General features: G+C 71.1%; 24 protein-coding genes. 17 read left to right on the top strand and 7 right to left on the bottom strand.

The window, feature by feature from the left end:
- Positions 1–13 precede the first annotated feature (13 nt).
- Complete coding sequence (locus tag ABT061_RS11945) at positions 14–763, top strand: DUF4184 family protein (protein ID WP_350915496.1); 750 nt, start codon at positions 14–16, stop codon at positions 761–763.
- On the opposite strand, the gene ABT061_RS11940 is transcribed toward ABT061_RS11945, so the two are convergent.
- Together ABT061_RS11940 and ABT061_RS11935 are read right to left on the bottom strand one after the other, a co-directional pair.
- Positions 754–1,107, bottom strand: a complete 354-nt coding sequence (locus ABT061_RS11940; protein WP_350915494.1) for a glutaredoxin domain-containing protein — start codon at positions 1,105–1,107, stop codon at positions 754–756. The two genes, ABT061_RS11945 and ABT061_RS11940, sit on opposite strands and share 10 nt — an antisense overlap.
- Positions 1,108–1,167: 60 nt before the next feature.
- Positions 1,168–2,091, bottom strand: coding sequence for a TIGR03620 family F420-dependent LLM class oxidoreductase (locus tag ABT061_RS11935; RefSeq protein ID WP_350915493.1), 924 nt, complete (start codon positions 2,089–2,091; stop codon positions 1,168–1,170).
- Positions 2,092–2,556: 465 nt separating this feature from the next.
- Between ABT061_RS11935 and ABT061_RS11930 the strand changes: the two genes are divergently transcribed.
- From ABT061_RS11930 to ABT061_RS11900, 7 genes are all read left to right on the top strand, one after another.
- Positions 2,557–3,483 (top strand): ABC transporter ATP-binding protein, encoded by a 927-nt coding sequence (locus ABT061_RS11930; RefSeq protein WP_350915491.1) that lies wholly within the window; start codon positions 2,557–2,559, stop codon positions 3,481–3,483.
- Between the two features lies 1 nt (position 3,484).
- Positions 3,485–4,225 (top strand): ABC transporter permease, encoded by a 741-nt coding sequence (locus tag ABT061_RS11925; RefSeq protein ID WP_350915489.1) that lies wholly within the window; start codon positions 3,485–3,487, stop codon positions 4,223–4,225.
- A 23-nt stretch (positions 4,226–4,248) separates the two neighbouring features.
- Positions 4,249–5,496 carry a sensor histidine kinase gene (locus ABT061_RS11920; RefSeq protein WP_350915487.1) on the top strand — a complete coding sequence of 416 codons (1,248 nt, stop codon included), beginning with the start codon at positions 4,249–4,251 and terminating at the stop codon, positions 5,494–5,496.
- The gene (locus ABT061_RS11915; RefSeq protein ID WP_350915485.1) at positions 5,489–6,121 is read left to right on the top strand and encodes a response regulator; all 633 of its coding nucleotides are present in this window, start codon (positions 5,489–5,491) and stop codon (positions 6,119–6,121) included. Before ABT061_RS11920 ends, ABT061_RS11915 begins: the two co-directional genes overlap by 8 nt.
- A gap of 203 nt (positions 6,122–6,324) precedes the next feature.
- Positions 6,325–6,513: a hypothetical protein gene (locus tag ABT061_RS11910; RefSeq protein ID WP_350915483.1), complete on the top strand. Its 189-nt coding sequence runs from the start codon at positions 6,325–6,327 to the stop codon at positions 6,511–6,513.
- Positions 6,514–6,743: 230 nt separating this feature from the next.
- Positions 6,744–7,115, top strand: coding sequence for a hypothetical protein (locus tag ABT061_RS11905; protein WP_350915481.1), 372 nt, complete (start codon positions 6,744–6,746; stop codon positions 7,113–7,115).
- Between the two features lie 176 nt (positions 7,116–7,291).
- Positions 7,292–7,834, top strand: a complete 543-nt coding sequence (locus ABT061_RS11900) for an EF-hand domain-containing protein (RefSeq protein ID WP_350915479.1) — start codon at positions 7,292–7,294, stop codon at positions 7,832–7,834.
- Between the two features lie 85 nt (positions 7,835–7,919).
- Here ABT061_RS11900 and ABT061_RS11895 read toward each other — a convergent pair whose 3' ends face one another.
- The gene (locus ABT061_RS11895) at positions 7,920–9,140 is read right to left on the bottom strand and encodes a cytochrome P450 (protein WP_350915477.1); all 1,221 of its coding nucleotides are present in this window, start codon (positions 9,138–9,140) and stop codon (positions 7,920–7,922) included.
- Positions 9,141–9,612: 472 nt separating this feature from the next.
- Between ABT061_RS11895 and ABT061_RS11890 the strand changes: the two genes are divergently transcribed.
- Genes ABT061_RS11890 through ABT061_RS11860 form a run of 7 tightly spaced genes read left to right on the top strand, consistent with a single transcriptional unit; the run spans position 9,613 to position 20,641 of the window.
- Positions 9,613–10,431, top strand: coding sequence for an SAM-dependent methyltransferase (locus ABT061_RS11890; RefSeq protein ID WP_350915475.1), 819 nt, complete (start codon positions 9,613–9,615; stop codon positions 10,429–10,431).
- 1 nt (position 10,432) lies between these two features.
- Positions 10,433–11,317 (top strand): NAD(P)-dependent oxidoreductase, encoded by an 885-nt coding sequence (locus ABT061_RS11885; protein ID WP_350915473.1) that lies wholly within the window; start codon positions 10,433–10,435, stop codon positions 11,315–11,317.
- A gap of 8 nt (positions 11,318–11,325) precedes the next feature.
- On the top strand, positions 11,326–13,200 hold the full coding sequence (locus ABT061_RS11880; RefSeq protein ID WP_350915471.1) for a non-ribosomal peptide synthetase: 1,875 nt from the start codon (positions 11,326–11,328) through the stop codon (positions 13,198–13,200).
- The gene (locus tag ABT061_RS11875; protein WP_350915469.1) at positions 13,197–17,747 is read left to right on the top strand and encodes a type I polyketide synthase; all 4,551 of its coding nucleotides are present in this window, start codon (positions 13,197–13,199) and stop codon (positions 17,745–17,747) included. The genes ABT061_RS11880 and ABT061_RS11875 overlap by 4 nt, the downstream gene beginning before the upstream one ends.
- Positions 17,744–18,541 (top strand): thioesterase II family protein, encoded by a 798-nt coding sequence (locus ABT061_RS11870; protein ID WP_350915467.1) that lies wholly within the window; start codon positions 17,744–17,746, stop codon positions 18,539–18,541. Before ABT061_RS11875 ends, ABT061_RS11870 begins: the two co-directional genes overlap by 4 nt.
- 5 nt (positions 18,542–18,546) lie before the next feature.
- Positions 18,547–19,761: a cytochrome P450 gene (locus ABT061_RS11865; RefSeq protein ID WP_350915465.1), complete on the top strand. Its 1,215-nt coding sequence runs from the start codon at positions 18,547–18,549 to the stop codon at positions 19,759–19,761.
- A 31-nt stretch (positions 19,762–19,792) separates the two neighbouring features.
- Positions 19,793–20,641: a methyltransferase domain-containing protein gene (locus tag ABT061_RS11860; RefSeq protein ID WP_350915463.1), complete on the top strand. Its 849-nt coding sequence runs from the start codon at positions 19,793–19,795 to the stop codon at positions 20,639–20,641.
- On the opposite strand, the gene ABT061_RS11855 is transcribed toward ABT061_RS11860, so the two are convergent.
- The 3 genes from ABT061_RS11855 to ABT061_RS11845 all read right to left on the bottom strand — a co-directional run bounded on the left by ABT061_RS11855 (position 20,615) and on the right by ABT061_RS11845 (position 24,343).
- A complete protein-coding gene (locus ABT061_RS11855; protein ID WP_350915461.1) occupies positions 20,615–21,865 on the bottom strand; it encodes an NAD(P)/FAD-dependent oxidoreductase in 1,251 nt (416 codons plus the stop codon). The genes ABT061_RS11860 and ABT061_RS11855 overlap by 27 nt on opposite strands.
- Positions 21,866–22,068: 203 nt before the next feature.
- A complete protein-coding gene (locus tag ABT061_RS11850) occupies positions 22,069–23,598 on the bottom strand; it encodes a PucR family transcriptional regulator (protein ID WP_350915459.1) in 1,530 nt (509 codons plus the stop codon).
- Between the two features lie 220 nt (positions 23,599–23,818).
- Positions 23,819–24,343, bottom strand: coding sequence for a hypothetical protein (locus ABT061_RS11845; RefSeq protein ID WP_350915458.1), 525 nt, complete (start codon positions 24,341–24,343; stop codon positions 23,819–23,821).
- A 228-nt stretch (positions 24,344–24,571) separates the two neighbouring features.
- Here ABT061_RS11845 and ABT061_RS11840 point away from each other — a divergent pair, with 228 nt between their 5' ends.
- Together ABT061_RS11840 and ABT061_RS11835 are read left to right on the top strand one after the other, a co-directional pair.
- The gene (locus ABT061_RS11840; protein WP_350915456.1) at positions 24,572–24,700 is read left to right on the top strand and encodes a hypothetical protein; all 129 of its coding nucleotides are present in this window, start codon (positions 24,572–24,574) and stop codon (positions 24,698–24,700) included.
- Positions 24,701–24,702: 2 nt separating this feature from the next.
- Positions 24,703–25,656: a tetratricopeptide repeat protein gene (locus tag ABT061_RS11835; protein WP_350915455.1), complete on the top strand. Its 954-nt coding sequence runs from the start codon at positions 24,703–24,705 to the stop codon at positions 25,654–25,656.
- Positions 25,657–25,682: 26 nt separating this feature from the next.
- Here ABT061_RS11835 and ABT061_RS11830 read toward each other — a convergent pair whose 3' ends face one another.
- On the bottom strand, positions 25,683–26,183 hold the full coding sequence (locus ABT061_RS11830; protein WP_350915453.1) for an ATP-binding protein: 501 nt from the start codon (positions 26,181–26,183) through the stop codon (positions 25,683–25,685).
- Positions 26,184–26,266 lie beyond the last annotated feature (83 nt).

Raw genomic sequence — 26,266 nt, 5'->3', positions numbered from 1 at the left:
TCGACAATGGGGCATGCCTTTCACACTGAGCCATACCGTTGCGATCCTGCCGCTGCGGCGCCGGCTGCCCCCCTCGGCATTGGCGGTAGGTGCGATGGTGCCCGATCTGCCGTACTACCTGCCGTTGCCCTTCTCCTCGAACACCACCCACGGCTGGCCGGGCGGGTTGCTGGTGGCCCTGCCGGTGGGAGTCGCGGTGCTCGTCGTGTTCCACCTGCTGCTCCGCGCGCCGTTGACGGCGCTGGCCCCGCGAGGGTTACGTGACCGGCTACCTGATCGGGCGCCCTCCGGGATCGGGATCGCGGTGCCGGCCGCGCTGCTGACCGGTATCGCCACGCACCTGGTGTGGGACGGGTTCACCCAGGTGGGCGGCTTCGCCGTGGTGCACTGGCCGGCGATGCGCGTCTCGGTCGTCGGAGCGCACCGGGTGTTCAACGTGGTGATGTACGTCAGCTCGCTGGGCGGCCTGGTGGTCCTGGCCGGTTGGTTCGCGCTGTGGTACCGGCGCGCCGCCGTACGGCCGGGACGATGGCCCGGCGTGACGGGGCGGGTGCGCGGGTGGGTCCTGGCTGTCGGCGTGGGCGCCGCCGTCCTCGGTGCGGCCGTGCTGGGGAGCGGCGACCGTGCCGCGGTGAGCCTGTACGACCTGGTGCGCTGTGTGATTCTGGGCGGGATCGGTGGGTTCGGCGCGGTGATGGCCGGTTACACGGCCGCGTGGCACGTGTGGTCGGTAGTGCGCTCCAAACAGTGGGGTCAGGCCTGAGGGTCCAGGTGCGTCCTGACCGCTTCGAGCACCTGGCTCTTCGACGGGTTCACCATCGCCCTTCCGGCCACGGTCACGGTTGGTACCGTCTCGTTCCCGTCCGCGACCGAGCGGACGAACGCCGCCGCCTCGGGATCTCCCCAGATGTTGACCTCGCTGTAGCGCAGCCGCGTGAAACGCAGGCGGGTGCGCAGCCTCATGCAGTACGTGCAGCCGGGCCGCCAGTAGACGACCACGCCCTGGTGGTCGGCGTCCTGGTACGACGTGGCCCGGCCTCGGCGAGGCAGGTTCGTGATGACCAGCACCACGAACGCGATGATGAGGATGAAGGTTGTGGGGGACATGGGACAAGTATCTCAAGTCCGCCCATCCGGGCACCCTCACCTCCCGCGGACGGGTAGTGCTCAGCCGATGAGGAGAGGGGCCAGCAGTCGCAACTGTTCCAGTTGCTGATCGAGTGTCCGGGCAAGGGGTTGCACGGCGACGTGGTCGGCGCCGGCCGTGTGGTGGGCGCGGACACGTTCGGCGATGGTCTCCGCGTCCCCCGTGGGCACGATCGCGTCGACGAGCGCGTCGCTGCCGCCTTCCTCGAAGTCCGCGTCGGAGAAGCCCAGGTCACGCAGGTTGTTCAGATAGTTGGGCAGGGCCAGGTACAGGGCCATGTAGTGGCGTGCGGTGGCACGGGCGCGCTCGGGGTCGGTGTCGACCACCACCGCCTGCTCGGGAGCGAGGACGGGGTCGGGGCCGAGGATCCTTCTGGCCTGGGCGGTGTGTTCGGGGGTGACGAAGTAGGGATGCGCTCCCTGGGCGTGGGTCGCGGCCAGTTCCAGCATCTTCGGGCGCAGCGCGGCCAGCAACCTCGGTGCCTCCTCCATCAGGGGCGCGCTGAAGACGGTGGTGTCCATGGCGTCCAGGTAGGCGCGCATGGCGGACACCGGTCTGCTGTAGTCGTGCCCGCGACTCGTGACCAGCGGGGCGTGGCTCACGCCCAGGCCCAGGACGAAGCGCTCCGGCCACGCGTCGGCCAGGGTTCTGGCCCCGTTGGCGGCGGCGGTCGCGTCTCGTCCGTAGATGTTGGCGATGCCGGTGGCCAGGATCAGGCGCTCGGTGGCGCACAGCAGGACCGCGGCGTTGGCCAGGGCCTCCTTGCTGTTCGGGGTCTCACCGAACCACAGCGTGGAGTAGCCGAGCCGCTCGATCGTGCTGGCCGCGCGCCGCGCCTCGGCCGCGGGCACCGCTGAGATCGACCCCAGCCACACACCTGTGCTGCCGAGGCGCCGCTTGAGCGCGGGCAGATCCACCGGGGGCGGCACCGTACGTTCGGCCATCTTCGCGCACCTTCTTTCCGGGCCCCTGCCAAGATCGGCGGAGGATCCCCACGTTCGCCGGGCGCCGCGGAGCGGAGAGCTCCAGGCCACCTGGCTCGGCGGCCCGGCCTCCGTCACCGGGCGCAGCAGGTTCTGTACCCGGTCGCGGGTCGGGGAATCGGCCGCCGACCTGCCATGAGCAGGGAAAACCGTCCTCTCGGCGATCTCCATGCCGGAGTGGTGCGTGGTCTCGCACGATCTCTCCGCTCACGTCGCGAGGGCCAGGAGACGCCGGCGGAACCCCCGTACGTCGCTCATGTCGGTGAGAACGCGGTCGAGTCATGCGACACGGGCACGGAGTGGACACCTCTGGCCATCGACCTTCGGCGCATGAGAGGTCGTACCCGAGTGTCAACCGATCGGTTGAGGTGATTTCGAGCGTGATGGGCGATGTGCCGGACCGCTGCCCACCGGGATTCTCAAGGTATGACGATCATCGAAGTCAGCGGGCTGCGCAAGGCGTACGGGGGCAGACCCGTCGTGGACGGGGTGTCCTTCGCCGTGCAGGAGGGGGAGATCTTCGGAATCCTCGGCCCGAACGGCGCGGGCAAGACGACGACCGTGGAATGCGTCGAGGGACTGCGGGTGCCCGACGCCGGCACGGTCCGGGTCGCCGGTCTCGACCCGGTCTCCGACCACGCACAGGTGACCCGGTTTCTCGGCGCGCAGTTGCAGGAGAGTGAGCTGCAGGCGAAGCTCACCGTGCGAGAGGCGCTGGAGCTCTACAGCGCCTTCTACCCGAGACCGGCCGACTGGCGCTCGCTCGCCGACCGGCTCGGTCTCGCCGACCGGCTGGCCACCCGCTTCGGCAAGCTCTCGGGCGGTCAGAAGCAGCGGCTGTTCATCGCCCTGGCCCTCATCGGCAACCCCAGGGTCGTCGTGCTCGACGAGCTCACCACGGGCCTGGACCCGCGCGCTCGCCGCGACACCTGGAAGCTCATCCAGGAGGTCCGGGACGGAGGGGTGACCGTCCTGCTGGTCACCCACTTCATGGAGGAGGCCCAGCAGTTGTGCGACCGCGTCGCCGTGATCAACGCGGGCAGGGTCGCCGCCCTGGACACCCCGGCGGGACTCATCGGCCGCACCGCGAACTCGACGGTCATCTCGTTCACGCCCTCGCGGCCGCTGGACGACGGCGAACTGGCCATGCTGCCCGCGGTCACCTCGGTGGAGCGGAAGGGCGACCGGCTGGTCATCAACGGGACCGACGAGACGGTCAACGCGGTGATCTCACTGCTCGCCCGGCAGCAGATCACCGCCCGGCAACTGCGCGTCGCCGACGCCACGCTGGACGACGCGTTCCTCGACCTCACGACAGACCTCACGACAGACCTCACGGAACAGGAGGACTGACATGTCCGCATCCACGGCCGTGCTGAAGTCCGAGATCAGGCTCTTCGGCCGCGAGCTCGGCAGCCTGTTCTGGATAATCGGCTTCCCGACCCTGCTGCTGACGATCCTCGGCCTGATCCCGTCCTTCCGGGAGGCCGACCCGGCGCTCGGTGGCCTGCGGGTCATCGATCTGTACGTCCCCGTGGTCGTGCTCCTTGCCATGATCATGGCCGGGCTGCAGGCCATGCCGCCCGTCCTCACCGGCTACCGGGAGCGTGGCATCCTGCGTCGCATGTCGACCACCCCGGTGCGGCCCGTCTCGCTGCTGGGGGTGCAGATCGTGCTGCACGGCGCGGCCGCCCTGTGCGCGGCGGTCGTCGCGATGGCCGTGGGCCGCCTCGCCTTCGACGTGGCGCTCCCCGGGCAGCTCTTCGGTTACGCGCTGGCACTGGTCCTCACCACGCTCGGCGCGCTCGCGATGGGCGCGACGATCGCCGCGTTCTCCCGCACCACGAAGATCTCCGCCGCCCTCGGCTCGGCGGTCTTCTTCCCGGCCATGTTCACCGCGGGCGTCTGGTTTCCGGTCCAGGCGATGCCGGATATCCTGCGGCGCATCGTCGAGTTCACCCCGTTCGGGGCGGCCTCGCAGGCGCTGAACCAGGCGGCGGCGGGTGACTGGCCCGGTTGGTCGCACCTCGGTGTCACGGCACTGTGGACTGTGATCCTGCTCGGTGTCGCGTCACGCTGGTTCCGTTGGGAGTAGCGCAGATAAGGAGGGCCGCGCGGATGGCGGGCGACACGACTGCCGAGAAGTGGGGGAACCAGTTCTTCCGCTGGGGGCCGTACGCTCTGCTCGGTCTCGCCGGCCTGGTCTCGATCGCCTCGGGCGACATGCTGATGACCCGTGACGAGAGGCACGCGGCCTCGGTGCTCGCCGTGGCCGCGCTGGCCCTGCAGCTGTGGTGGAGCGGCATCGGTTCCGGCCTGCCCGAGTACGACATGGTGGGCCGGGTCTACTACGTCGCACGCCTCGCGCTCGGCTCCGTGCTCACCTGGCTGAACCCGTTCTTCGCCATCTATGTGGTGATCGGCTACTTCGACGCCGACCGGCTGCTGCCACGCCGCCAGATGTATGCCGGACTGCTCGCCACCGCCGTGACCATGGCCGGTTCGCAGTCCGGCGGTATGCCGCCCGCCGATGGAACGCAGTGGGTCGCCTTCGGCGTGCTCTTCGCGCTCAACGCCTCGCTCACCCTCGTCTTCGGCAGCATCGGGGTCAAGGAGGCCGAGCACGCCAGGGCGAGGGCCGCCACCATCGCGGAGCTGGAGAGTGCCAACATCCGTCTTGAGCAGGCAATGCGGGAGAACGCGGGGCTGCAGGCCCAACTCCTCGTGCAAGCCCGCGAGGCAGGTGTCAACGACGAACGCAGGCGCCTGGCCGCCGAGATCCACGACACCATCGCCCAGGGCCTGGCCGGTATCGTCACCCAGCTCCAGGCGGCCGCCGACAGCGCCGACCCCGTGGTCGCCGGCGACCACGTCGAGCGCGCCGCGGCCCTCGCCCGCCACAGCCTGGGAGAGGCCCGCCGCTCGGTCCAGAACCTCGGTCCCGGAGCGCTGGAGCACGACACGCTGCCCGAGGCGCTGAAGAGCATCGTCGAGACGTGGTCCGTCTCGACGGGCGTGCGGGCCGAGTTCACCGTCACCGGTACCGTCGAGGCGCTGCACGGTGAGATCGAGGCCACCGTGCTCCGCATCGCCCAGGAGACACTTGCCAACGCCGGTCGGCACGCCCGTGCCACGCGGGTCGGCGTCACCCTTTCGTACATGGAGGACGAGGTGAGGCTGGATGTCCGCGACAACGGCTGCGGCTTCGACCCGCACACGCTGCCCCGGCGCGAAACCACACGCGGCTTCGGCCTCGGCGGCATGCGCGCCCGTGCCGAACGCATCGCGGGGACGGTCGAGATCGAGTCCGAGCCGGGATACGGCACAGCCGTCTCGGCGCGCGTACCGTTGCTGAGCCATGGCTGAGCGGATCATCACCCTGCTGATCGTCGACGACCATCCCGTGGTACGCGACGGGCTGCACGGCATGTTCGCCGCGTCCGCTGACTTCGAGGTTCTCGGCGAGGCCTCCGACGGAGCCGAAGCGGTCGCGCTCACCGCCCGCCTCGACCCCGACGTGGTCCTGATGGACCTGCGGATGCCCGGCGGCGGCGGAGTCGAGGCGATCGCCGAGCTGACCCGCCGCGGGCTGCGTAGCAGGGTGCTCGTCCTCACCACCTATGACACCGACTCCGACACCCTGCCGGCGATCGAGGCCGGCGCCACCGGCTACCTGCTCAAGGACGCGCCGCGCGACGAGCTCTTCACCGCCGTACGAGCGGCGGCCGAGGGCCGGACGGTGCTGTCACCCGCGGTGGCCTCGCGCCTGGTCTCGCGGATGAGGGCGCCGGGCAACGAAACGCTCAGCGCCAGGGAGCGTGAGGTGCTCGTACTCGTCGCCAAGGGCACCTCGAACCGCGAGATCGCCGCCGTGCTGTTCATCAGCGAGGCGACCGCCAAGACCCATCTCACCCATATCTACGGCAAGCTGGGGGTCAAGGACCGGGCCGCGGCCGTCGCGGTCGCGTACGAACGCGGCATCCTCGGCTGACCGATCGCTCCTTTCCGGGCCGTCGTGCACGCGCACCTGGTGTTCTCCAGGGCGGGGCCGGGTGATCCGGGTACCGCCCTCCCCGGAGTCACAGTGGCATGACAGGCTGAACGCATGGATGAGTCGACGCTCCGGCTGAGCGCTCTCGCAGTGGGCCGGGTCAAGGACGGGCACGGGATCTCGTGGGCAGCGGTGTGCCGCGGATGAGCGAGCCGACGATCTGCTCGGCGAAGGGTTGCCAGGAGGCGGCGGTGTACGCCGTGATCTGGAACAACCCGAAGATTCACCCGCCCGGGCGAGAGAAGGTCTGGACGGCCTGTGAGGAGCACCGCCGGTCGCTCGCCGACTTCCTGGACGTGCGCGGATTCCTGCGCAGGGTGGACAGGCTGTAGGCATCGGCTCCGGACGGAGGGTGGAGAAGCTCGAAACAGCCGTTGCGGAGTCGCTGAGGAACCACCCGCGGCATCCCTCGAATCGCCGGGCCCGCCCCTGCCGGACAAGTCGTTCGACGTCGGAGCGGCGATCCTCACGGTTCATCACCGGACCGATCCGCGTGCCGGGCCATCCGGCCGGGTCCCGCGTGGGTGCTCACGGGTGACCGGGGCCGGTTACGGTGGGAGGGGTGGATGAGAATCGGGCCAGGCGGGTGGTCGACGCGTTGCGTGACCGTGGCATCAACGCTCAACTGGCGAGAGGCGGCTACCAGTTCGGGGTCCGGGTCCTGCTGCCCGGTGGGCGTGAGGCGGACTGGGACACCGACGGTACGGCGGGGCTCGAAGCACTGGTGATGCGGAACGGGATGCTGGTCGGTTTCGTGCCGGTGATCGAGGGGTCCGAGGACTTCGACGAGGCCCAGATCGTCGACGCCATCGCGCGGACCGACTACGATCAGCCCATCGCCAGGCAGCGCGCGGTGGCACCGCCGCCGGCCGAGCCCCTGCCCCGGGTGGGCGGTGTCTTCCGCCGGTTCCTCGACGGCTTCCGCTACCGGTGACGCCGGTTCCTCCCCCAACGGCTCTCGTTCGAGTGTGAATATCTCTGATTTTTCGTGAATAGTCCGGATGGGCTTTTCCTGAAAGCTGTCAGAATTTCTCGTTCTTTGGTTTTTTTGTTGCTCCGCTACGGGTATTTCGGTCACAGAAGTAGGCCGTCATATGAATGGAGCAAATAATGGCTATAGACGCTATTGCCCGCAAATCGGACCACTGGTTCAAGCTGGTCGACGTCAACGGCGACGGCAGGATCCAGCACAGCGACCTGCAGGCTCTGGCGGACAGGACCCTCAAGCACTTCGGCTACGAGAAGGGATCCGCCAAGGGGCGCCGCCTCACGGAGGCGTACGACCGGGCCTGGATGGCCATGGCCGAGGCCATGGACGCCGACAGGAACGAGGAGATCTCCAAGGAGGAGTTCCGCTCCTACATGGAGAACAACGCCAAGAAGGAGAACGCCGAGAAGCTCCTTCGCCCGGTGACCGATGCCGAGTTCGCGGCGGCCGACATCGACGACGACGGACTCCTGTCCCCATCCGAGTACGCGAAGCTGCTGCAGGCCTGGGGGCTGTCCAGCAGCGAGGCGGAGAAGGGGGCGGGCAATATCGACACCAACCGCGACGGCCAGATCAGCAGCGAGGAATACTTCAGGGCCTGCCGCGACTTCTTCGTCGGCGAGCTCACCTCACGTACCGGCCAGGTCTTCGGTCAGGTGAAATAGCCAGGATGATGAGGGTGGCGGTCGTGCGGTCGGCGACCGCCACCTTTTTCACGCGGTCCTTCTCCGGCGAGTGCCGGGCGCGGCGTCACCGGGTGACGGGCAGTGTCTCCACGCGGCGGATCAGCAGATCCGAGCGCCACGGCAGTTCGTCATCCGAGACGGCGAGGCGCATCGGCGGGCACTCCGACAGCGAGGAGATCGCGACCCCAATCAGCATGCGCACCAGGGGCGCCCCCATGCAGTGGTGCGTTCCGTACCCGAAGGACAGGTGCGGGTTGGAACCGCGGTGGAAGTCGAGCTCGCCGGGGTTGGCGAACACCGACGGATCGTGGTTGCCCGAGGGGAGGGCGGGTAGCACCTGCTCTCCCGCGCGCACCAGCGTTCCACCCACCTCCACGTCCTCGGTGGCGTAACGGGCGAAGGTGACGTGCGAGGGGAACGGCGCGTAGCGTATGAGTTCGTCGACGGCCGCCGGGATGAGCCCGGGATCCGCGCGCAGCTCCGCCAGCTTCCCGGGTGAGGTGAGCAGGAGATAGAAGGCGTTCGTCAGCTGTGTCGAGACGTTGTCGATCGCCAGCAGGATGTCGTTGACCAGTTCCTTGATCTCCGCCTCGGCGAGCCCCCCGTCCTCGGCGGGAGCGCCGTCGGGACCCTCCTCGTCCAGGGCGTGGGCGAGGACGCTGACGAGGTCGTCCCTCGGCTCCGCGCGCCGGGCGGCGATGAGCCGGTCGGTGTAGCGGGAGATCTCCTCGACCCTGGCCTCCACGACGTCGGCGGCCAGTGTGGTGCTGGCGAACCCCTCGAACCAGTTAAGGAAGATCGCGAGGTCCTGCTTGGGGATCCCGATCAGGGGACACAGCACCTCCACGACCAGTGGCTTGATGTAGTCGCCGACCAGATCGTACGGGGGAGGCGTGTCGGCGAACCCGGCCATGAGCGTAAGGGAACGCTGCTCGGCGATCGATCGGAGCAGGTGGATCCGCTCGGTGTTGAATCTGAGCCCGCTCGCCAGCACCCGGCGCAGCCGGGTCTGCTGCGGCGGGTCGGTGTTGAGGATGCTGTCCTGGAGCGGCAGGACGGTGAGGCGCGCCTCGTCGCCGCCGGTGGGGGGCGTCCGGACGAAACGGCGGTCGCGCAGCACCGAACGCATGTCGTGGTAGCGGGTCACCAGCCAGGCGTCGTCACCGTAGGGCGGGCGGACCCTGGTCAGCCCCGGCCGCTCGCGGCACCGCGTGTATTCGGAGTCGACGTCGAGACGGATGGGCTTACCGAAAGGGTAGTCGACGGGCTCGGGAATGATGTCCACGGTCTCTCCGGTGAATGACTCGGTTCGCTGGCCTGGGTTCAAGTCCGGAATCGGCCACCGCGCCGGACCTCGGCGTCGCCGTTGACGCCCATCAGCCTGAGTCGGTTATCCGTTTTGTGGGCAATGGTGCCGACAGTCGTTTGGTTCACCATCCGCGGAGGCGGTCCGGCTTCCGTAGCGGGATTACCCGTGAAGTGGGAAAGACAAAACCAAGAAAGACAGATCCGATTTTCGGTGCCCTTTGTCGATAAATGGTTTTATGGCGAAAGGGTGGTGTACCGGTACCGACGTTCGTGGAAGTGTTGACCCGAATGGGTGGGAAACCGATATTCGAGGTCGTCGACTGTGTCGGCCCCCGCTGCTACTGTTTCGCTCGGCCGGGGAATTAATTCGATCGGCAATTTAAGATTATTGGTGCCGGTTCGGGAGGTTTCTCATTTCTGGTCTGGATGGTGAGGACTCCGAACTCCGGGTGGACGCGGGAAACGTCAGAACGGCTCCCTCGGAGATCGAGTCAACCTACAACGAGCTCGCCGCACTGGTGGGCGAGACGGCGGGACCCGACCGGCACTACGGCTTCTGGGCGGGGCCCGACGACGACACCACGATCTCCGAGGCCACGGAGCGGATGACCGACTTCGTGCTGGCCCGGCTGGACGTGGGCCCCGGCTCGCAGGTGCTGGACGTGGGCTGCGGCAACGGCCGTCCGGCGGTGCGCCTGGCCCGGACGTTCGGGGCGCGGGTCGTCGCGATCGACATCGACCGACAGGCACTGCGCAACGGGGCGGAGCACGCCGCGGCGCACGGGGTGGCGGAGATGGTGGACTTCCGGCGCGTCGACGCGCTGGACCTGCCGTTCGCCACCGCCTCGTTCGACGCGGTGCTGGCCTTCGAGGTCACCCCGCACTTCGACATCGCCGATCTCTACCGGAACATCGCCAGGGTCCTGCGCCCGCAGGGGCGCCTGGTGGTCGAGACGCCCTACCTGCGGGTTCCGATGACGGAGGAGATTCGCGGGCGCATCGGCCCCTATCTGGCCATGCTGAACGCCGTGTCGCTCGACGCGCCCGAGGACCACCTGTCGGCGGCGCGGGAGGCGGGGATGGCGATCACCGAACTCGTCGACATCACGGAGAACGTGCGCGGTTCCTTCCCCCGGCTCGTATGGGCGCTCCGGGAGCGGCTTGAGGCCAGGGCCGGCACCGAGCGGCTGCTCGACACCTTCGCGGCCTGGGCGGACGCCACCGAGGTCGGTGGAGTGGTCATGACCTTCAACAGGATGGAGCACTGACATGGCGGACATGACAGTCATCGGAACCGGCGTGATCGGTTCCGCGGTGGTGCGGGCCTGCGCCGACTCCGGCCTTGAGGTCTCGGTCTGGAACCGCACGCCCGAACGGTCGGAGAGGCTCGCGGGAAGGAACGTCCGCATCCACGAGAAGGCGGCCGCCGCGATCGAGGACTCCCCGATCGTGCTGTTCTGCCTGCTCAACTACGAGGTCACCCACCGGGTCCTGGACGGGGCCGCGGCCGATCTCTCCGGCAGGCTCGTCGTGCAGAACGCCAGCGGCGTCCCCGACGACGTCACCCCGCTGCGAGCGCGGGTCGAGGCCGCGGGAGGCAGATACCTGGAGGCGGCGATCCTCAACTACCCGGACGCCATCGGCACCGAGGACTGCTTCACCGTCTACGGCGGGGCGGCCGAGGACTTCAAGGAACTGGCGGGCGTGACCGAGGCGCTCTCCGGCAAGCAGGTGCGTCTGGGCTCCGATCCCGGTTACGCGAAGGCCTACCACGTCGTGTCCAGCGCCTTCTACTACGCGTTCGTCAACGGCTTCCTGGAATGCTCGGCCATCGCGGAGAGCCTGGGCGTCCCCCTCAACGACTTCGCCGAATCCGTGCCGCTCTACGACCCCGGTTTCCAGAACACGATCGGCGTCGGTCTCGGTCTCATCGCGCGCCGTGACTACACCTTCGAGCAGGCTCCGCTGACCTCGCACCTGGACGTCCTCGACAACCTGACCGGCATCGCGGAGCGGGCCGGGATCGACCAGTCCTACCTGGGCGTGATGCGTGAGCGCGTGCAGAGGGCGATGGACCAGGGCTACCGGCGCGAGCACGTGGCGGTGCTCACCGAACAGTTCCGCAGCCGCCGAGCGGCCGTCCATAACCGCTGAGGGGAAGCATGCACGGGTTTGAACCGGCCGGCGGCGCGGCCGGTGCCGACCATCTCTTCGAGAGATGGGCCGAGGTCGCGCCCGAGCGTGACGCTCTCGTCCACCCGGGCGGGCGGATGACGTACGCGGAGCTGCGCGAGCACGCCACGGTCCTGGCCGGTGAGCTCGTGGCGGCGGGGGTGCGGGCGGGCGACACGGTGGGGGTGCTGATGGAGCGCTCCTTCCTGCTGCCCGCTGCGGTCCTGGCCATCTGGAAGGCCGGTGGCGCCTACGTGCCCCTGCCGCCGTCGCACCCGGTGGGACGGAACGAGCTGGTGCTGTCCGACACGGGCGCCCGGATCGTCGTCGCCGACCGGGACCCGGAGGAACTGCTGCCGGGACACGGCCTGCGCTCGGTACGGCCGGACCTCGGAAGGCCGGATCCCGCCACGGGATCGGCGAAGGGAGGCGCCGCACCGGCGACCCGGGCCGACAGCCTCGCCTACGTGCTCTACACCTCCGGATCGACCGGTACCCCCAAGGGCGTGCTGGTGGACCACGGCGGCGTGACCAACCTGGCGGAGGGGCTGCGGCTGCTCTTCGGCGACCTCGAAGGGGCCCGCGTCCTGCAGTTCGCGCCGTTCACGTTCGACGCCTGGGTCTGGGAGTTCGCGATGAGCCTGCTCAACGGCGCGACCCTGTGCGTCCCAGAGGCCGGGGTGCCGCTGTACGGCCGCGAGCTGAGCCGCGTCCTGTGCGAGCTGGACATCACCCACCTGTCCGGCGCTCCGTCGCTGCTGGCCACCCTGCCCGAGGACGTCCCGGTACCGGTCACCACCCTCACCTCGGGTGGCGAGGCGCTGCCGGAGTTCCTGGTGGGGCGGTGGGCGTCCAGGGTGCGCCTGTTCAACGCCTACGGTCCGACGGAGGCCACCGTGTCCGCGACGGCGGGGCGCTGCCGGCCGGGGGCGGGCAGGCCGTCCGTCGGACGCCCGCTGGCCGGGGTCGAGGTCCACATCCTCGACGCGGCGGGTGACCCGGTCGCGGAGGGGGAGACCGGCGAACTGTGCGTCGGAGGGCGCGGTGTGGCGCGGGGATACCTGAAGCGGCCCGACCTGACCCGCGAGAGGTTCGTCCCCGACAGGTTCGCGAGGCGCCCGGGCGCGCGCCTGTACCGTACCGGCGACCTCGCCCGGCGGCTGGCAGGGGGAGAGATCGACTTCGTGGGGCGGATCGACGAGCAGCTCAACGTCCGGGGATACCGGATCGAACCCGGCGAGGTCGAGGCGGCCCTGATGCGCCACCCGCGCGTCACCGGAGCGGCGGTGACCACCACCGGTGAGGAGACCGGAACCGCCAGGCTCACCGCGTACGCGCAGCTTTCGCGGGGGCCGGGGGTTCCCGCCGGCGAGTTGCGCGAGCTGCTCGCCGGTCAGCTTCCCCCGTACATGATCCCGTCGCTCTTCGTGACGCTGGACCGGCTCCCGCTGACCTCCCACGGCAAGGTCGACCGCGCGGCGCTGCCGAGCCCGGCGGGCGGCCGGCCGCGGCACGGCCACGCGGTGTCCTCGCGCCCGGGAGAGCGGGAGGTGGCCGAGATGGTGGGGCTGCTCCTGGGACTCGACGAGGTCGGCGCGGAGGAGAACTTCTTCGAGCTGGGCGGGACCTCGGTCGACCTCATCACCCTCCAGGCCGACATCCACGAACGCCGGGGGGTCCTGCTCCCCGTCGCCGACCTCATCGCGGCCCCCGACGTGCGGTCGCTCGCGGCACTTCTCGACACGCGCACCGGGGATCGTGACCGGTCCGGGCGAGACCTCGCGACGGCCGCGGCGAGCAGGAGGAACCTGCTCGCCGGAAGCCGGTCACTGGAGGAACGCCGCTGGAAAGGACGACAGAGTTGAAACCGACGAACGCGGACGGCGCCGACATCGCGGGTGTCGGCGTCTCGGGCGCCGACATCGCGGTCGTCGGCATCGCCTGCCGCTTTCCCGGCGCGCGCGACGTCGCCGAATACTGGCGCCTCATCGCCGAGGGCCGCCGGGGCATCTCCGAGCTCACCCCGGACGAGCTGCGGGAAGGCGGGGCGAGCGAGGCGCGCCTCGCCGATCCCGAGCTCGTTCCCGCCGGTGGCATCCTCTGGGACGCCGACCGGTTCGACGCCTCCTTCTTCGGTTACTCGGCGCGTGAGGCGGCCCTCATGGACCCGCAGCAACGCATGTTCCTCGAAGCCGCCTGGCATGCCCTGGACGACACCGGCCACGCGCCCGACCACTTCCCCGGCACCATCGGCGTCTACGCGGGGCAGACCCTCGGCACGCACCGGGACAGGGACCGCGGGGCCTTTCTCGGCACCTCCGCGGACCTCCTGGCGGCCGCCGACGACAAGGACTTCCTCTCCACCCGGGCCTCCTACAAGCTCGGCCTGACCGGGCCGAGCATCACCGTGCAGGCCGCCTGCTCCACCTCGCTCGTCGCGATCCACCTCGCCTGCCGGGCGCTCATCACCCACGACTGTGACATGGCCCTGGCCGGCGGGGTCTCCTGGACGCCGCTGCGCAGGCAGGGCTACCTGCACCAGGAGGGCGGCGTCTGGTCCGCCGACGGCCATGTCCGGTCCTTCGACCGGGACGCGTCGGGGTTCGTCCCCGCGGACGGCCTCGGGATCGTGGTGCTGCGCAGGCTCGGGGACGCCCTGGCCGACGGCGACCGCGTCTACGCGGTGGTCACCGGAAGCGCGGTCACCAACGACGGTTCGGACAAGCTCAGCTACGCGGCACCCGGCGTCCGCGGCCAGCAGGCCGCGGTGGAGGCCGCGCTCGCGGTCTCCGGCGTCGATCCGGACACCGTCGCCTACGTCGAGGCCCACGGAACGGCCACGGCGCTCGGAGACGCGGTGGAGGTCACCGCGCTGACCCGGGCCTACCGGGCGGCGGGGGCGACCGGGCGTGGATACTGCCGGCTGGGCTCGGTGAAATCGAACATCGGGCACACCGACGCGGCAGCCGGAGTGGCCGGTTTCATCAAGGCCGCGCTGATGGTCCGGCACGGCCTGATCCCGCCCAGCCCCGTCGTCTCACCGCACCCCAACCCTGAGATCGACTTCGAGACGAGCCCGTTCCGCCTCGCGGCGGCGGAGGAGGACTGGCCGCTCACGGAGGTCCCCCGCCGGGCGGCCGTCAGCTCCTTCGGCATCGGCGGCACCAACGCCCACGTGATCCTTGAGGAGCCGCCGCCGCGCCCGCCCACCGCCCCGGCCCCTCCGTGGCAGCTCGTCGCGCTGTCCGCGCGTGACGAGACGGCCCTCGCCGAGATGGCCGGAGCCTGCGCGGACGCCCTCTGTGACGTCTCCGATCCCGAGTTCGCCGACCTCGCCCGTACCCTCGCGGTCGGCCGCCGCCATCTCCCCTTCCGCCATGCCGGAGTCTTCCGCGACCGCTCCCACGCCGTGGCGGAGCTGCGCGGGCGCGCGACCGGCGGAACCGCCCCCGCCGTCCGGGCGGGCAACGCCGACGTGGTGTTCATGTTCCCCGGTGGCGGAACGCGGTATCCCGGGATGGGGCGCGAGCTCTACCACGAGGAGCCGGTCTTCCGCGCGGCCGTGGACGAGTGCCTGGACCTGCTGCCGGACCGCTCCGCCGCCGGGCGGTTGGGTGCCCTGTGGGCGGACGGGCCCGGCGCGATGCCGGTCGCCGTCCCGGACGGGGAGAGCGACCCCTCCCTGGAGCTACCTGCCGTGTTCGTCATGGAGATCGCGCTCGCCCGGCTCCTCATGTCCCAAGGGGTGATCCCCTCCCTGCTGATGGGGCACAGCCTCGGTGAGTACGCGGCGGCCTGCGTCGCGGGCGTCATGTCGCTGCGCGACGCCCTCGCCGTCGTGTCCAAACGCGGCGAGCTGCTGGCCTCGCTGCACGACGGGGCGATGCTGGCGGTTCCGGCCTCCGAGCGGGAGGTCGAGCCCTTCCTCGGAGAGGGAGTGTGCCTGTCGGTGGTCAACGGTCCGGCGTCCTGCGTGCTCGCCGGCCCCGCCGCCTACATCGCCGAGGTCAGGGAGCTGCTGGACCGGCGCGGGATCACCGGCCGCCTCCTGCCGCTCGGCACCGCCGCGCATTCGGCCCTGGTCGACCCCGTACTCGGGGAGTTTCGCGGCTTCCTCGCCGGGATCGCGCTGCGTGCCCCCTCGATGCGCCTGATCTCAGCTGTGACGGGGACCGACGACGCCGACTTCGCCGACCCTGAGTACTGGGTGACCCATCTGCGGGCGACGGTCAGGTTCGACGCCGCACTCGACCACGTCCTGGCCGACGGGCCGAAGATCCTCGTCGAGGTGGGGCCCGGCACGACGCTGAGCACGCCGGCCCGGGTACGGGCGGGCACGGACTCCGTGGTCGTCAACGTCACCCGTCACCCGATGGAGGAGCGGGCCGACAGGGAGGGCCTGCTCCGCGCGCTGGGCCGGTTGTGGGAGGCGGGCGTCGAGGTCGGCCTGCCCTCGCTCTGGCCGGAACGGCGGCTCCGGCTGCCCGCGGTGCCCTATCCCTTCGCGCCCACCGTCACCCGTCCGCCGGACCCGGTGCGCGCCACAGAGCCCGTCGCCTTTTCCGGCGCGGAACGCTCACCCGACGGCCTGTACGGGGTCACTTGGAGGAGGGCCGTGGAGGTGCCGGCGGATCCGGGGCCGGCGGTGCGGGAGCACCGCTGGATCCTGCTCTCCGACTCCTCCCCCCTCGCCGAGGCGATCATCGTGAAGCTGGCGGAGTACGGGGCCACCACGGTCGTCGTCACCCCGGGACGCGCGTTCCAGCGCGCGGCCCCGGACCGGATCACGATCGACCCCGGGTGCGGGGAGGACTACGAAAGGCTCCTGAAGACGGTGGAGGCCGACGCGGCCGGACCGCTGCGGATCATCTGCCTCTGGGGAGCGCCGCCGCTCTCGCGGACCTGCCCGCCGCTGGGCCACGTCGTCGGCCTGGCCCGTGCCCTGAGCGGCCGGCCGCGGGCCGATCTCTCCCTGGTCACCAGGGGCGCCCTGGAGATCACCGGAGGCGAGCGGCTCGACCCGCGCGCGGCCCTCACGATCGGAGCCGCGGGGCCGCTCCGCCACGAGCTGGCCGACGCGCGCATCCGGCTCGTGGACCTGGATCCCGGTGACGGAAAGGAGCACGGAATCCGAGCCACGGAGCTCCTCGCCGAGCTCTGCCGCCCTTCCCGCGAGGATCCGGGCGGGGATCCGGGCGAGGACCCGATCGGCCTGCGGGCAGGACACCGCTGGCTGCGCCACTTCGAGCCGCTGCGGGTGACACCGGGGACGGGCCCCCGGATACGCCGGGGCGGGACCTATGTGATCACCGGGGGGACGAGCGGGATCGGGCTGCGGCTGGCCGGGCACCTCGCGGACACGTACTCGGCACGGCTCGTCCTGATCGGGCGCGGAGCATCCGGGGAGTTCCCGCCGCACGGGCCCGGAAGCCGGGAGGGCGAGGCGGTGACGGCTCTCCTCGCGGGCCGGGGAGACGAGGTCCTGGTGCGCGGCGCGGACGTCGCCGACGCCCGGCGCCTCGGGGAGGTTCTCGACGAGACACGGTCGCGGTTCGGCGAGATCCACGGAGTGATCCACGCCGCCGGTGTGCCGGGGGGCGGCATGGCGGAGTTCCTGACCGAGGACGACGTCGCCACCGCGTTGCGGGCCAAGACCGAGGGGACCTCCACCCTGGTCTCCGTCCTGCGGGAGGTCGGCGCGCTTCCCGACTTCGTCGCGCTGTTCTCCTCGCTGGCCTCGTTCTCCGGGGTTCCCGGGCTCACCTGCTACGGGGCGGCCAACGCCTTCCTCGACACGTTCGCCCTCTGCGCGCGGCGTGACGGCCTGCCGGTGCTGTCGATCAACTGGGACCGCTGGAACGGGGTGGGAATGGCCCGTGACATGGAACGGCGCCACCGTGAGCTCACCGGTGAGGGGCTGAGCGGCGGGTTGAGCCCCGAGGAGGGAGTCGAGGCCTTCGAGAGGTGCCTGGCGGCCCTTCCCCTGGGACAGGTGGTCGTCTCCGCCCAGCCGCCGGGGAGCGCGGGGCAGGCCGCGCGGCGCCCCGGCGTGCCCGCCGCCCGGTCACGACCTCCTCGCCCGCGCCACCCCGCCGCGCCACCCGCCGGCGGCACCGACGAGTGGAGCCCTCGCGAGCTGGAGCTGCTGGCCGTCTGGCAGGACGTGCTCGGCGTCGACACGATCGGGAGGCGCGACGACTTCTTCCTCCTGGGCGGGCACTCGCTGAGCGCGCTGCAGGTGGTTCAGCGCTGCAAGGAGCGATTCGGGGTTCAGCTTCCGGTCAAGGCACTGTTCGTCGCTCCGACGATCGAGGGCCTGGCGAAGGCACTCGCCGTGACGTGGGCGGACGGCGAGGGAGAGACCGGGGCGGGCGGTCCGCGCCCGGTTCTCGAAAGGAGTGATCTTTCATGACCGAGACGATCCCGGCCGATCAGTGCATGTGGCTGCGCCGGCGGCAGGTGCTCGCCGAGCCTCGGCTGCGCCTGGTCTGCTTTCCCCACGCCGGGGGGTCGCCGAGTTTCTACCGGGGATGGCAGGACCACCTGCCCGAGGACGTCGAGCTGTCCGCCGTGTGCTACCCGGGCAGGCAGAACCGCATCAACGAGCGGCCGATCGACCGGATGGAGCCCCTCGTCGACCATGTCTGCCGGGTGCTCCTCCCCCTGGCCGACCGCCCGCTCGCCCTGTTCGGGCACAGCATGGGCGCCGTGGTCGCGTACGAGGTCGCGGTCAGGCTCGCCGGGGAGCACGGGATCTCCCCGGCGTCGCTGCTGGTGTCCGCGCACGCGGCGCCGCACCTGTGCGCGAGCGGCGCGCGGCGGATTCCCATCGGTGACGAGCAACTCGCCGAGCAGGCCGCGGCCGCGGATCCGGCGCTGCTGCGCTTCCCCGAGCTGATGGACCTGGCGATGATCGCGTTGCGGGCGGACCACGACCTGCTGCACGCCTACCGGCCCGCCGCCATCCCGAGGATCGCCGCTCCGATCACCGCCTACCTGGGGACGGACGACCGGCGCGTGAGCCACGACGAGATGCGCGCCTGGAACCGCGTCGCGGCCGCGGGGTTCGAGCTGCTGACCTTTCCCGGGGGCCACTTCTATCCGGTGGACGCGGAGGCGGCACTCGTCACCGACATCGTGACCCGCCTCGGCGACATCGGTGTGCGGCACCGCGACGACCCGCTCTCCCCCTCCCCGCACGGGTGACCGCCGTGATCGACGACGGCCCGCCGGTGCCGCTCTTCGTCCGCCGCTCCAGCGTCTGCCCCCTCGACCCGGCCGAGGAGTTCGCCCGGTTGCGGGCCGAGGAGCCGGTGGTCCGGGTCACCCTCTCGACCGGGGCGAGCGCGTGGATGGTCACCCGCTACGCCGACGCCCGCCGCGTGGTCGCGGACCAGTGGCGATTCAGCTCCAGGGCGGCGGTCGACGGCCCGATCCCGCCGCCGGAGCCTCCGGGAGGGTTCCCGCCGCCGCGCCCCGGCTTCTTCTCGACGTACGCCCCCCGCGAGCACGCGCGCCTCCGGCGGATGCTCAACGCGGAGTTCGGGGCCCGCCGGCTGCGGGCGCTGCGCCCGCGCGTCGAGGCCGTGGCCGACGAGCGGATGGCGGCGATGTGCCGTTCCGGGCCTGGCGCCGACCTGATCGCGGACTTCGCGCTCCCGGTCCCGGCACGGATCTTCCTCGAACTCCTCGGGATCCCCGAGCCCGACCGGGAGGGGCTGCGGCGCAATGCCGACGTCCTCCTCGACTTCACCCCGAGGCCGCTGGAGCAGGCGGTCGCCTTCGCCGAGCTGGACACCTACCTGAGCGCGTTCGTCTCCCGGTGCCGCCGCGATCCCGGCGACGGCGACGGCCTTGTCGGCAGGCTGATCTCGTCGTACGGCGCGGATCTCTCCGACGCCGAGCTGGCCGGGATCGCCGCCCAGTTGCTGCTCGCGGGGTACGCGACGACGGCCGGCACGATCGGGCTGGGAGCCCTGCTCCTGCTGCGCCACCCCGGCCAGGCCGCGGCGCTGCGCGCCGGTTCGGCCGACGTGGACCGCGCGGTCGAGGAGATGCTCCGCCATCTGTCGGTGGTCTCCTTCGGCAAGGTCTTCACCGCCGAGGAGGACGTCACGGTCGGCGGCCAGGAGATCCGGGCGGGGGAGTACGTCCTGTGCTCCCTGCCGTCGGCCAACCGTGACGCCGTCCTGGGGCCCGACGCCGACCGGTTCGACATCACCCGCGAGCCGCTGCCCCACCTCGCCTTCGGGCACGGCGCTCGTTACTGCCTGGGCGCCGAGCTGGCCAGGCTGGAACTACGGGTCTGCGTTCCCCGCCTGCTGAACCGCTTCCCCGGCCTGCGGCTGGACGTCCCGTTCGAGGAGCTCCGGTTCACCCCGATGAACGCGGCCTACAGCCTCGAATCACTGCCGGTGTCCTGGTAGCCGGTGAGCCGGATCAGCATATGGAGGAAAGATGCCCAGCACGCCGTATCCCACGACGGGTTCCTACGACTACCTGGCCTCATTGACGGAGAAGGTCGGCGGGCTCGACCTGCACTACGGCTACTGGTCGGGACCCGACGACGACACGCCGATCGAGGAGGCCACCGACCGGCTGACCGGGGTCGTGGTCGACCGCCTGGACGCGCGGGCCGGTGAGCTGGTGCTGGACGTGGGCTGTGGGAACGGGCGTCCCGCGGTGACGGTGGCGGAGCGCACCGGGGCGCGGGTGACGGCGATCGACGTCGACGAGCGGGCGCTGGAACGGGGGAGGGCGTGGGCTCGCGAGCGGGGCGTGGAGCCGCTGGTCTCCTTCGAGCGGTGCGACGCGCTGGCCATGCCCTACCCCGACGGTGCGTTCGACGCGGTACTGGTCTTCGAGTCGACGCCGCACTTCGCGCCGGAGCCGCTCTTCGCCGAGCTCGTCCGGGTGCTGCGGCCCGGTGGCCGGCTGGTGGTGGAGGCCCCGTGCCTGCACGTTCCCGTCACCGACGACCTGCGGCCTCGGCTGGCGACGTACTTCGAGATGTTCCAGGTCCACTCCATCGAGCAGGCCGGGACGTACCTGGAGATCCTGCGCGCGGCCGGTCTCGGCGTCGACGCCGTCGAGGACCTCACCGAGCACACCGAGCCGTTCTACCGGCGGATTCTGGAGCGGCTCGACGCCCATCGCGCGGAGCTGGCGGCCGAGTACGGCGCGGGGACCGTGGCCTGGATCCGCGACGGCATCGCCGACTGGGCCACGATCCCCGCGGGCAGCGTCCTGATCACCGCCCGCGGGCCGAACCGTCCCGCCTCAGCGGACGGGGTCGAAGTCCCGTAGGGCCGCGGGCTGCTTTCCGGTGGTGATCTGCTCGGCCAGCATGCGACCGGTGACCGGCCCGTGGGTGAATCCCCACATGCCGTGGCCGCCGGCGACGTACCTGCCGGGGGCGCGGGTGGCGCCGATCAGCGGCCTGCCGTCGGGGGTGACGGGGCGCGGGCCGACCCAGGTGTCGGTGCGCTCCTCCCAGGAGACGCCGCTGAGCAGCGGCCGGGCGGACGCGATGATCGCGTCGACGCGCCTCTGGTACAGGGGGGCGTCGGCGTCCCGGAACTCCATCGTGCCGGCGACGCGCAGCTTGCCCTGGTAGGGCGTGCAGGCCACCCGCACGGCGGGCAGGTAGATCGGCCCGGGCACGGGCTCGTCCGTCGGCACGGTGAACGAGTAACCGCGTCCGGCACGTACCGGCACCCGGACGCCCCAGGAGGCGCCGAGCTGGTTCAGCCAGGCGCCGGTGGCCAGCACGACGACGTCGGCGCTGACGGAGTCCCCGTCACTCGACCGGACGGCGGTCCCGCCGGAGTGGGAGTAGACGTCGATCACCCGGAAGCCGGACCGGATCGTGGCGCCCCGGGCGACGACGGAGCGGGCGAGTGACCGGGTGAACTCTCCGGGGTCGACGTAGCGCTGCCCGTCCAGCCGGATCCCGGCCCGCGCGCGCGAGGAGAGCTGCGGCGCCTGCCTGCCGAGATCGTCACCCTCGAACGCGCTGTACTTGATCTCCAGGCCGGACTCGTTGATGCGCTGGAGCTCGTGCAGGAGCGCCACGGCCTGCCGCGGGGTCTCGAAGGCGGCCATGATCGGGGCCTCGACCGTGGGGGCCTCGACGCCGTTCGCGGTGAGCACGTCGAACGCCTCCAGGCACTCCTCGTTGAACGGGAGGTTGGCCCGTACGGCACGGCCCCAGGACTTCCAGCTGCAGTTCATGGCGAACCGGGTGAGGAACGACAGCAGCGCCGGGTCGGGGGTGGCCGGTATGTGCAGCGGCGCGCTCGGGTCGAGCAGGGAGCGCAGGCCGTAGCGGAGGACGCCGGGCTCGTTCAGCGGGATGGCCAGCCCAGGGGAGAGCCAGCCCGCGTTGCCCCATGACGCGCCCGCGGCCACGTCGTCCCGGTCGACGACCGTGACCTCCACGCCGCGCTCCTGCAGGAACCAGGCGGTGGACAACCCCACCACGCCGGCGCCGATCACCACCGCCGTACGCGGCCCACCGTCGATGCCCATGACCATTTTCTCCGCTCTGATATTCATTGCCTGTTTCGAGCATCGCTGGCATGGACAGAGAACGGTGTGTGCGTTTCGGACAAGCACAATGATGTGTTTTGTCGTGCGGCGACAAGCGCCGGGAGCTGGGCCCCGGATCTGGCGCCCACCGCGGCTTTCTCCTCCGCCCCGCGAGGACCGGCCGGCCGGTCCTCGCCGCGGGGCTAGGCTCGCCCGACGGCCAGCGCGATGATCATCGCCAGCCGCTTCTCCGGCAGTTCGAGCTGGAGGTTCGTGATCTCGGCCATCTTCCGCAGCCGGTAACGGACGGTGTTCGGATGGACACTGAGACGGCCGGCGGCGACGGCCAGATCGCCCTGCGCCTCCAGCCATGCGCGCAACGTCGCGATGTACTGGGTGCCGTGCTCGGAGTCATGCCGGGTCAGCTCGGCGACCGGCCCGCGGGCGGGGGTACGCCCCGCCGAGGCGGCGGACCGGAGGCGTTGCAGCAGGATCTCGTCCCACGCCTCGTCGTAGACGACCGCCGGGGCGCCGGCGGGCCGCACCGCCCGGAGGGCGAGGCTCTCGTCGGCCTCCTGCCTGCTCGCGGCCAGCTGGGTGGGCCCCGCCGGGCCGCCGACACCGGCGAGCACGGTGACCCGCCGCGGCAGCACGTTCGCGATCGCGGCGAGCCAGTCCAGGGCGGGCGTGGCATCGTTGTCGCAGGGCAGCACCGTGTACAGGGTGTTGCCGAACAGTGCGCTCCGCCCCGGCCGCGACCAGCCGAAACCGGTGGTCGCGCGTTCGAAGGCCAGCAGGATCGCGGCATGCCGCTCCTCGGCGATGTGCGCCTGGAGCGCGATCACCCGGAACCGCTCCCGGGGCAGGCCGAGCCTGCTGATCACCGCGGCCGCGTCGGCGGTTCCCTCCAGCAGCTGGATGACGAGATCGGACTCCACCTGACGCTCCAGGTCCGCGCTGACCCGGGAACGCAGCAGGTGCAGCGCGACCGCCCGTGCCCCGTCCTCCAGGATGGTCCGGCGGGTGTCGGACAGCGGGCTCTCGCACTCGACCCAGATCGATCCCAGCAACTCGCGCCCCGCCCGCACCGCGACCACCATGCGGCCTCTGAGGCCGTGTGCCGGTGAGGGGTCGACGAACAGCGGCTCGTCGGAGGTCGCCAGATGGGCGAAGACGCCCTCCCGCTCGAACAGCCGGCGCATGGCGTCCGGCACCCGCCTGCCCAGGATCGTCTCCAGCCGTGCCGGATCGGCGGTCTGCTGCGAGCCGGAGTAGGCCAGGACCCGCGACATCTGGTCCTCGATCGTCACCGCGTAGCCGAGTTCGGTCGCGAGCGTGTCCGCGAAGGCCAGTAGATCGTTCGGTCCCCGCCCGGCCTGGCTGCCTTCGAGCACCAGGCCGTACACCACGCCGAGGAGCTGGCTCCAGGACACCGCCGGTTCGACGAGCAGCACGGCGATCCCACCGGCACGAGCCTGTTCCAGCGCGCTCTCGTCGAGGGGAGGGTTCCCGTGCACCAGTACCGTGACGGCCCGTGCCGCCTGTGCCAGGCGTACGGCGTCGGACGCCGACTCCACGCCCACCGCCAGGAACACGTCACCGGTCGCGGGGCGGGTGTCGGTCGGATCATGCACCACCACGCTGCGCAGCTCGACGTCCCGTGACGCCGGAGCGCAGCACAGCCGAGCCCCGTAGCCACCGAGAACGTTCACCAACCGGTCCAGCTTCAACATCTACGCGACCTCTGTGTGCCCTCTGCCGTGCTCGCCTGTCGGCGGGCTTGTGGCATGAACACCGTTCTAGCAGTTCAACGGTACGGCGATTCGCCAGGATGCGGCGGCGTTTCGTCTTCACCCAGAATCGCAGTGCGGAGGCTCCATCGTTCACGGCGGGGCGGAAACGCGGGAAAACGGCGGATCCACGCAGCCGAATGCGTGGATCCGCCGGTCCCGGTCACTTCCCGGTGGTCGCCTCGATCCTTACCGCCACCCCGCCCTGGAGCGTCACCTTGGCGTTCAGGGGCTTTCGCGCGTTGAGTGCCCTCTCCAGTTGTGCCGCGGTGCACCTGTGCGGGACCTTGCCCGTGTCGCAGATCGTTCCCCGCGCGTCGAGCACCACCGCGTCCGGGCTGAGCATGACCGGCTGCACATCGCCGTCGCCGGTCCGCACGGTGATCCAGCCCGGCTGTCCCGCACTCGTGCCGAGTGGTCCGAGCAGGTAGACGGCGGGTCCGGTGTCCCCGGCGCCGTCGCCCGGCTCGTCCACCGCGGGTTCGGCGGGGGAGTCGGTCGAGCCGGCCGGAGACGAGGGCTCCGCGGTGACGGTGACGGTGACGGCGGGAGCAGGGGTGGGGGTGCTATCAGGGCCGGAGGGAGAGGCGGAGACGGCCGGGGCGGTGGAGGAGGCGGACGAGCCGTCCTCCGCCGAACAGGCGGAAAGGCCGGCGGCGAACGCGGCCACCAGCAGGATGTGTGTCATCTTCAACGACCTACTCATAAGCCGCAACACTCCCACGGAGTCCGGCACAACAACGAACCCGCCGCGACGGTCCGCGGGAAAACCGGTGCGATGCGCTCGAACGGGCGAAAAAGGGAGGCGGGCAGGACGGTTCCTCCGGCGCCGGGTGCGCCAGTCGCTTCCAAGCGGGCCACAAGCGTCCGGGATCACGATGAGGGCGTCCTGATTCTCCGGAAAGAAGGAGTGGTTATGCGAAAGATCGCACGCCTGTACACGCTGATCCTCACGGCGGCGGTACCCGTCCTCCTGGCACTGCAGACCGGCACCGCCACCGCGGAGGCCATCCGCATCGCCAACCACTGTGAGCCGTCTGCCTGACGGTGTTCGAACGAGTCGTCCGCCGTCATCGGATCAAGGTGATCCGCCGGTGCCTGCTGCGCGGTGCGTACTGCCGAAGGCGCGGCTGGTACGCCGAGGGTGAGCGGTGGGCGCGGCGGGCGGGTGAGGTGGCGGGCCAGGTGGATCTCACCGGACATGCCGCGCTTCTGGTGGATCTGGCGTCGCTCTGGCACGGGCTCACCCGCTACCCGCAGGCACACGAGTGGGCCCGGCGGGCCGTGGAGTCGCTGGCCTCGGCGCCCGCCGGGGGCGGACGCGACGCATCACTCGCCGACGCGCTGATCCGGATGGGTGACATCGAGCGCAGGCAGGCCCGGCACACCACCGCGGAGGCGCACCTGCGCCGGGCGTTCGAGCTGGTGGACGAGGCGGACCGGCCGCGGGGCGCGGCGGTGCGGCTGGCCCTGGGGGTGCTCTGCAAGGAACTCGGCCGCTACGGCGAGGCCGAGACCCACTACCGCGGAGCGCTGGCCTGCCTGGAGCGGCACGAGGTGGACGACCCCCTGGCACGCGCCGACGTTCTGCACAATCTCGCGGGGCTCGCGCATGCCCGAGGTGACGACGATCCCGCGGGAGAGCACCACGCGCGAGCCGCGATCGAGATCCGGCGCGGAGTGCTCGGTCCCCGTCACGACCAGGTCGCGGCGGACCTGGCGGTGCTCGGCGCGGTACTCGCGAACCAGGGCAGGCTCGCGGCGGCGGAGGAGGCGCTGAGCCGGGCCCTGGACATCTTCGTCGAGCGCCTGGGCGCCGATCACTACGAGGTGGCGGTGTGCCAGGTGAATCTGGCACACCTGGACGATCTTCAGGGCCGTCCGGAGGAGGCGGGGCGACGCTACCGGGACGCGCTGCGCGTCAAGCACCTCGCCCTCGGGCCCGATCACCCTGAGGTGGAGCGCCTGTCCGCGCTGCTGAGGGCGAGGTCCGGGCGGTGAACCGGTCTCATGCCTCGTCGGGTGGTTCACATCCGGGGGCGGTGCGCCGGAAGGTCGAACCAGACGCCGGTTCCGATCTGCCCGGTGCCGCACAGCCGGGTCCAGCGCGCCCCGCAGCGCCCGGAGGTGAACTCCTCGACGATCCGCAGGCCCCGTCCGCCGAGTGACAGCTCGTCCAGGTGGCCGGGGAGCGTGAACGGGCGACGCAGCAGACGTTCGATCAGCGGGACCCCGCCGCCGGCGTCGGCCACCTCGGCCCTGATCGGCAGGTCGCGGTCGTGCAGGACGCGCAGCTCGTAGGGGCCGGGGGCGTAACTGCCGGCGTTCGTGGCGAGCTCGGTCACCACGACCTCCAGGTCGGCGACGTCGTCGGGGGCGAAGGGCGGCCGGGAGAGCAGGTCGTGCAGCAGCCTGCGGGCCCGGCGGGCGGCGTTGCCCGGTGGGAGACACCAGGCGGTCACTCGAAAGCGTCCGCGGTGCCTGCCGCGCACGCCGACCTCCAGAGCTGGAGCGTGCTCGGTGAGCATCGTTGCTCCTATCGAGTAGGACACCAGGGCCGCGGGATCGCGCTCGCTGGTCTGAATCCCCCATCCTGAGGGACAAGGCCGAT

Origin of the sequence: Streptosporangium sp. NPDC002544 (assembly GCF_040295965.1) — a bacterium.
In the GTDB taxonomy this organism is placed as follows: domain Bacteria; phylum Actinomycetota; class Actinomycetes; order Streptosporangiales; family Streptosporangiaceae; genus Streptosporangium.
Note: the sequence above shows the minus strand (reverse complement) of the source record. Positions and strands in the feature narration are given on the sequence as shown.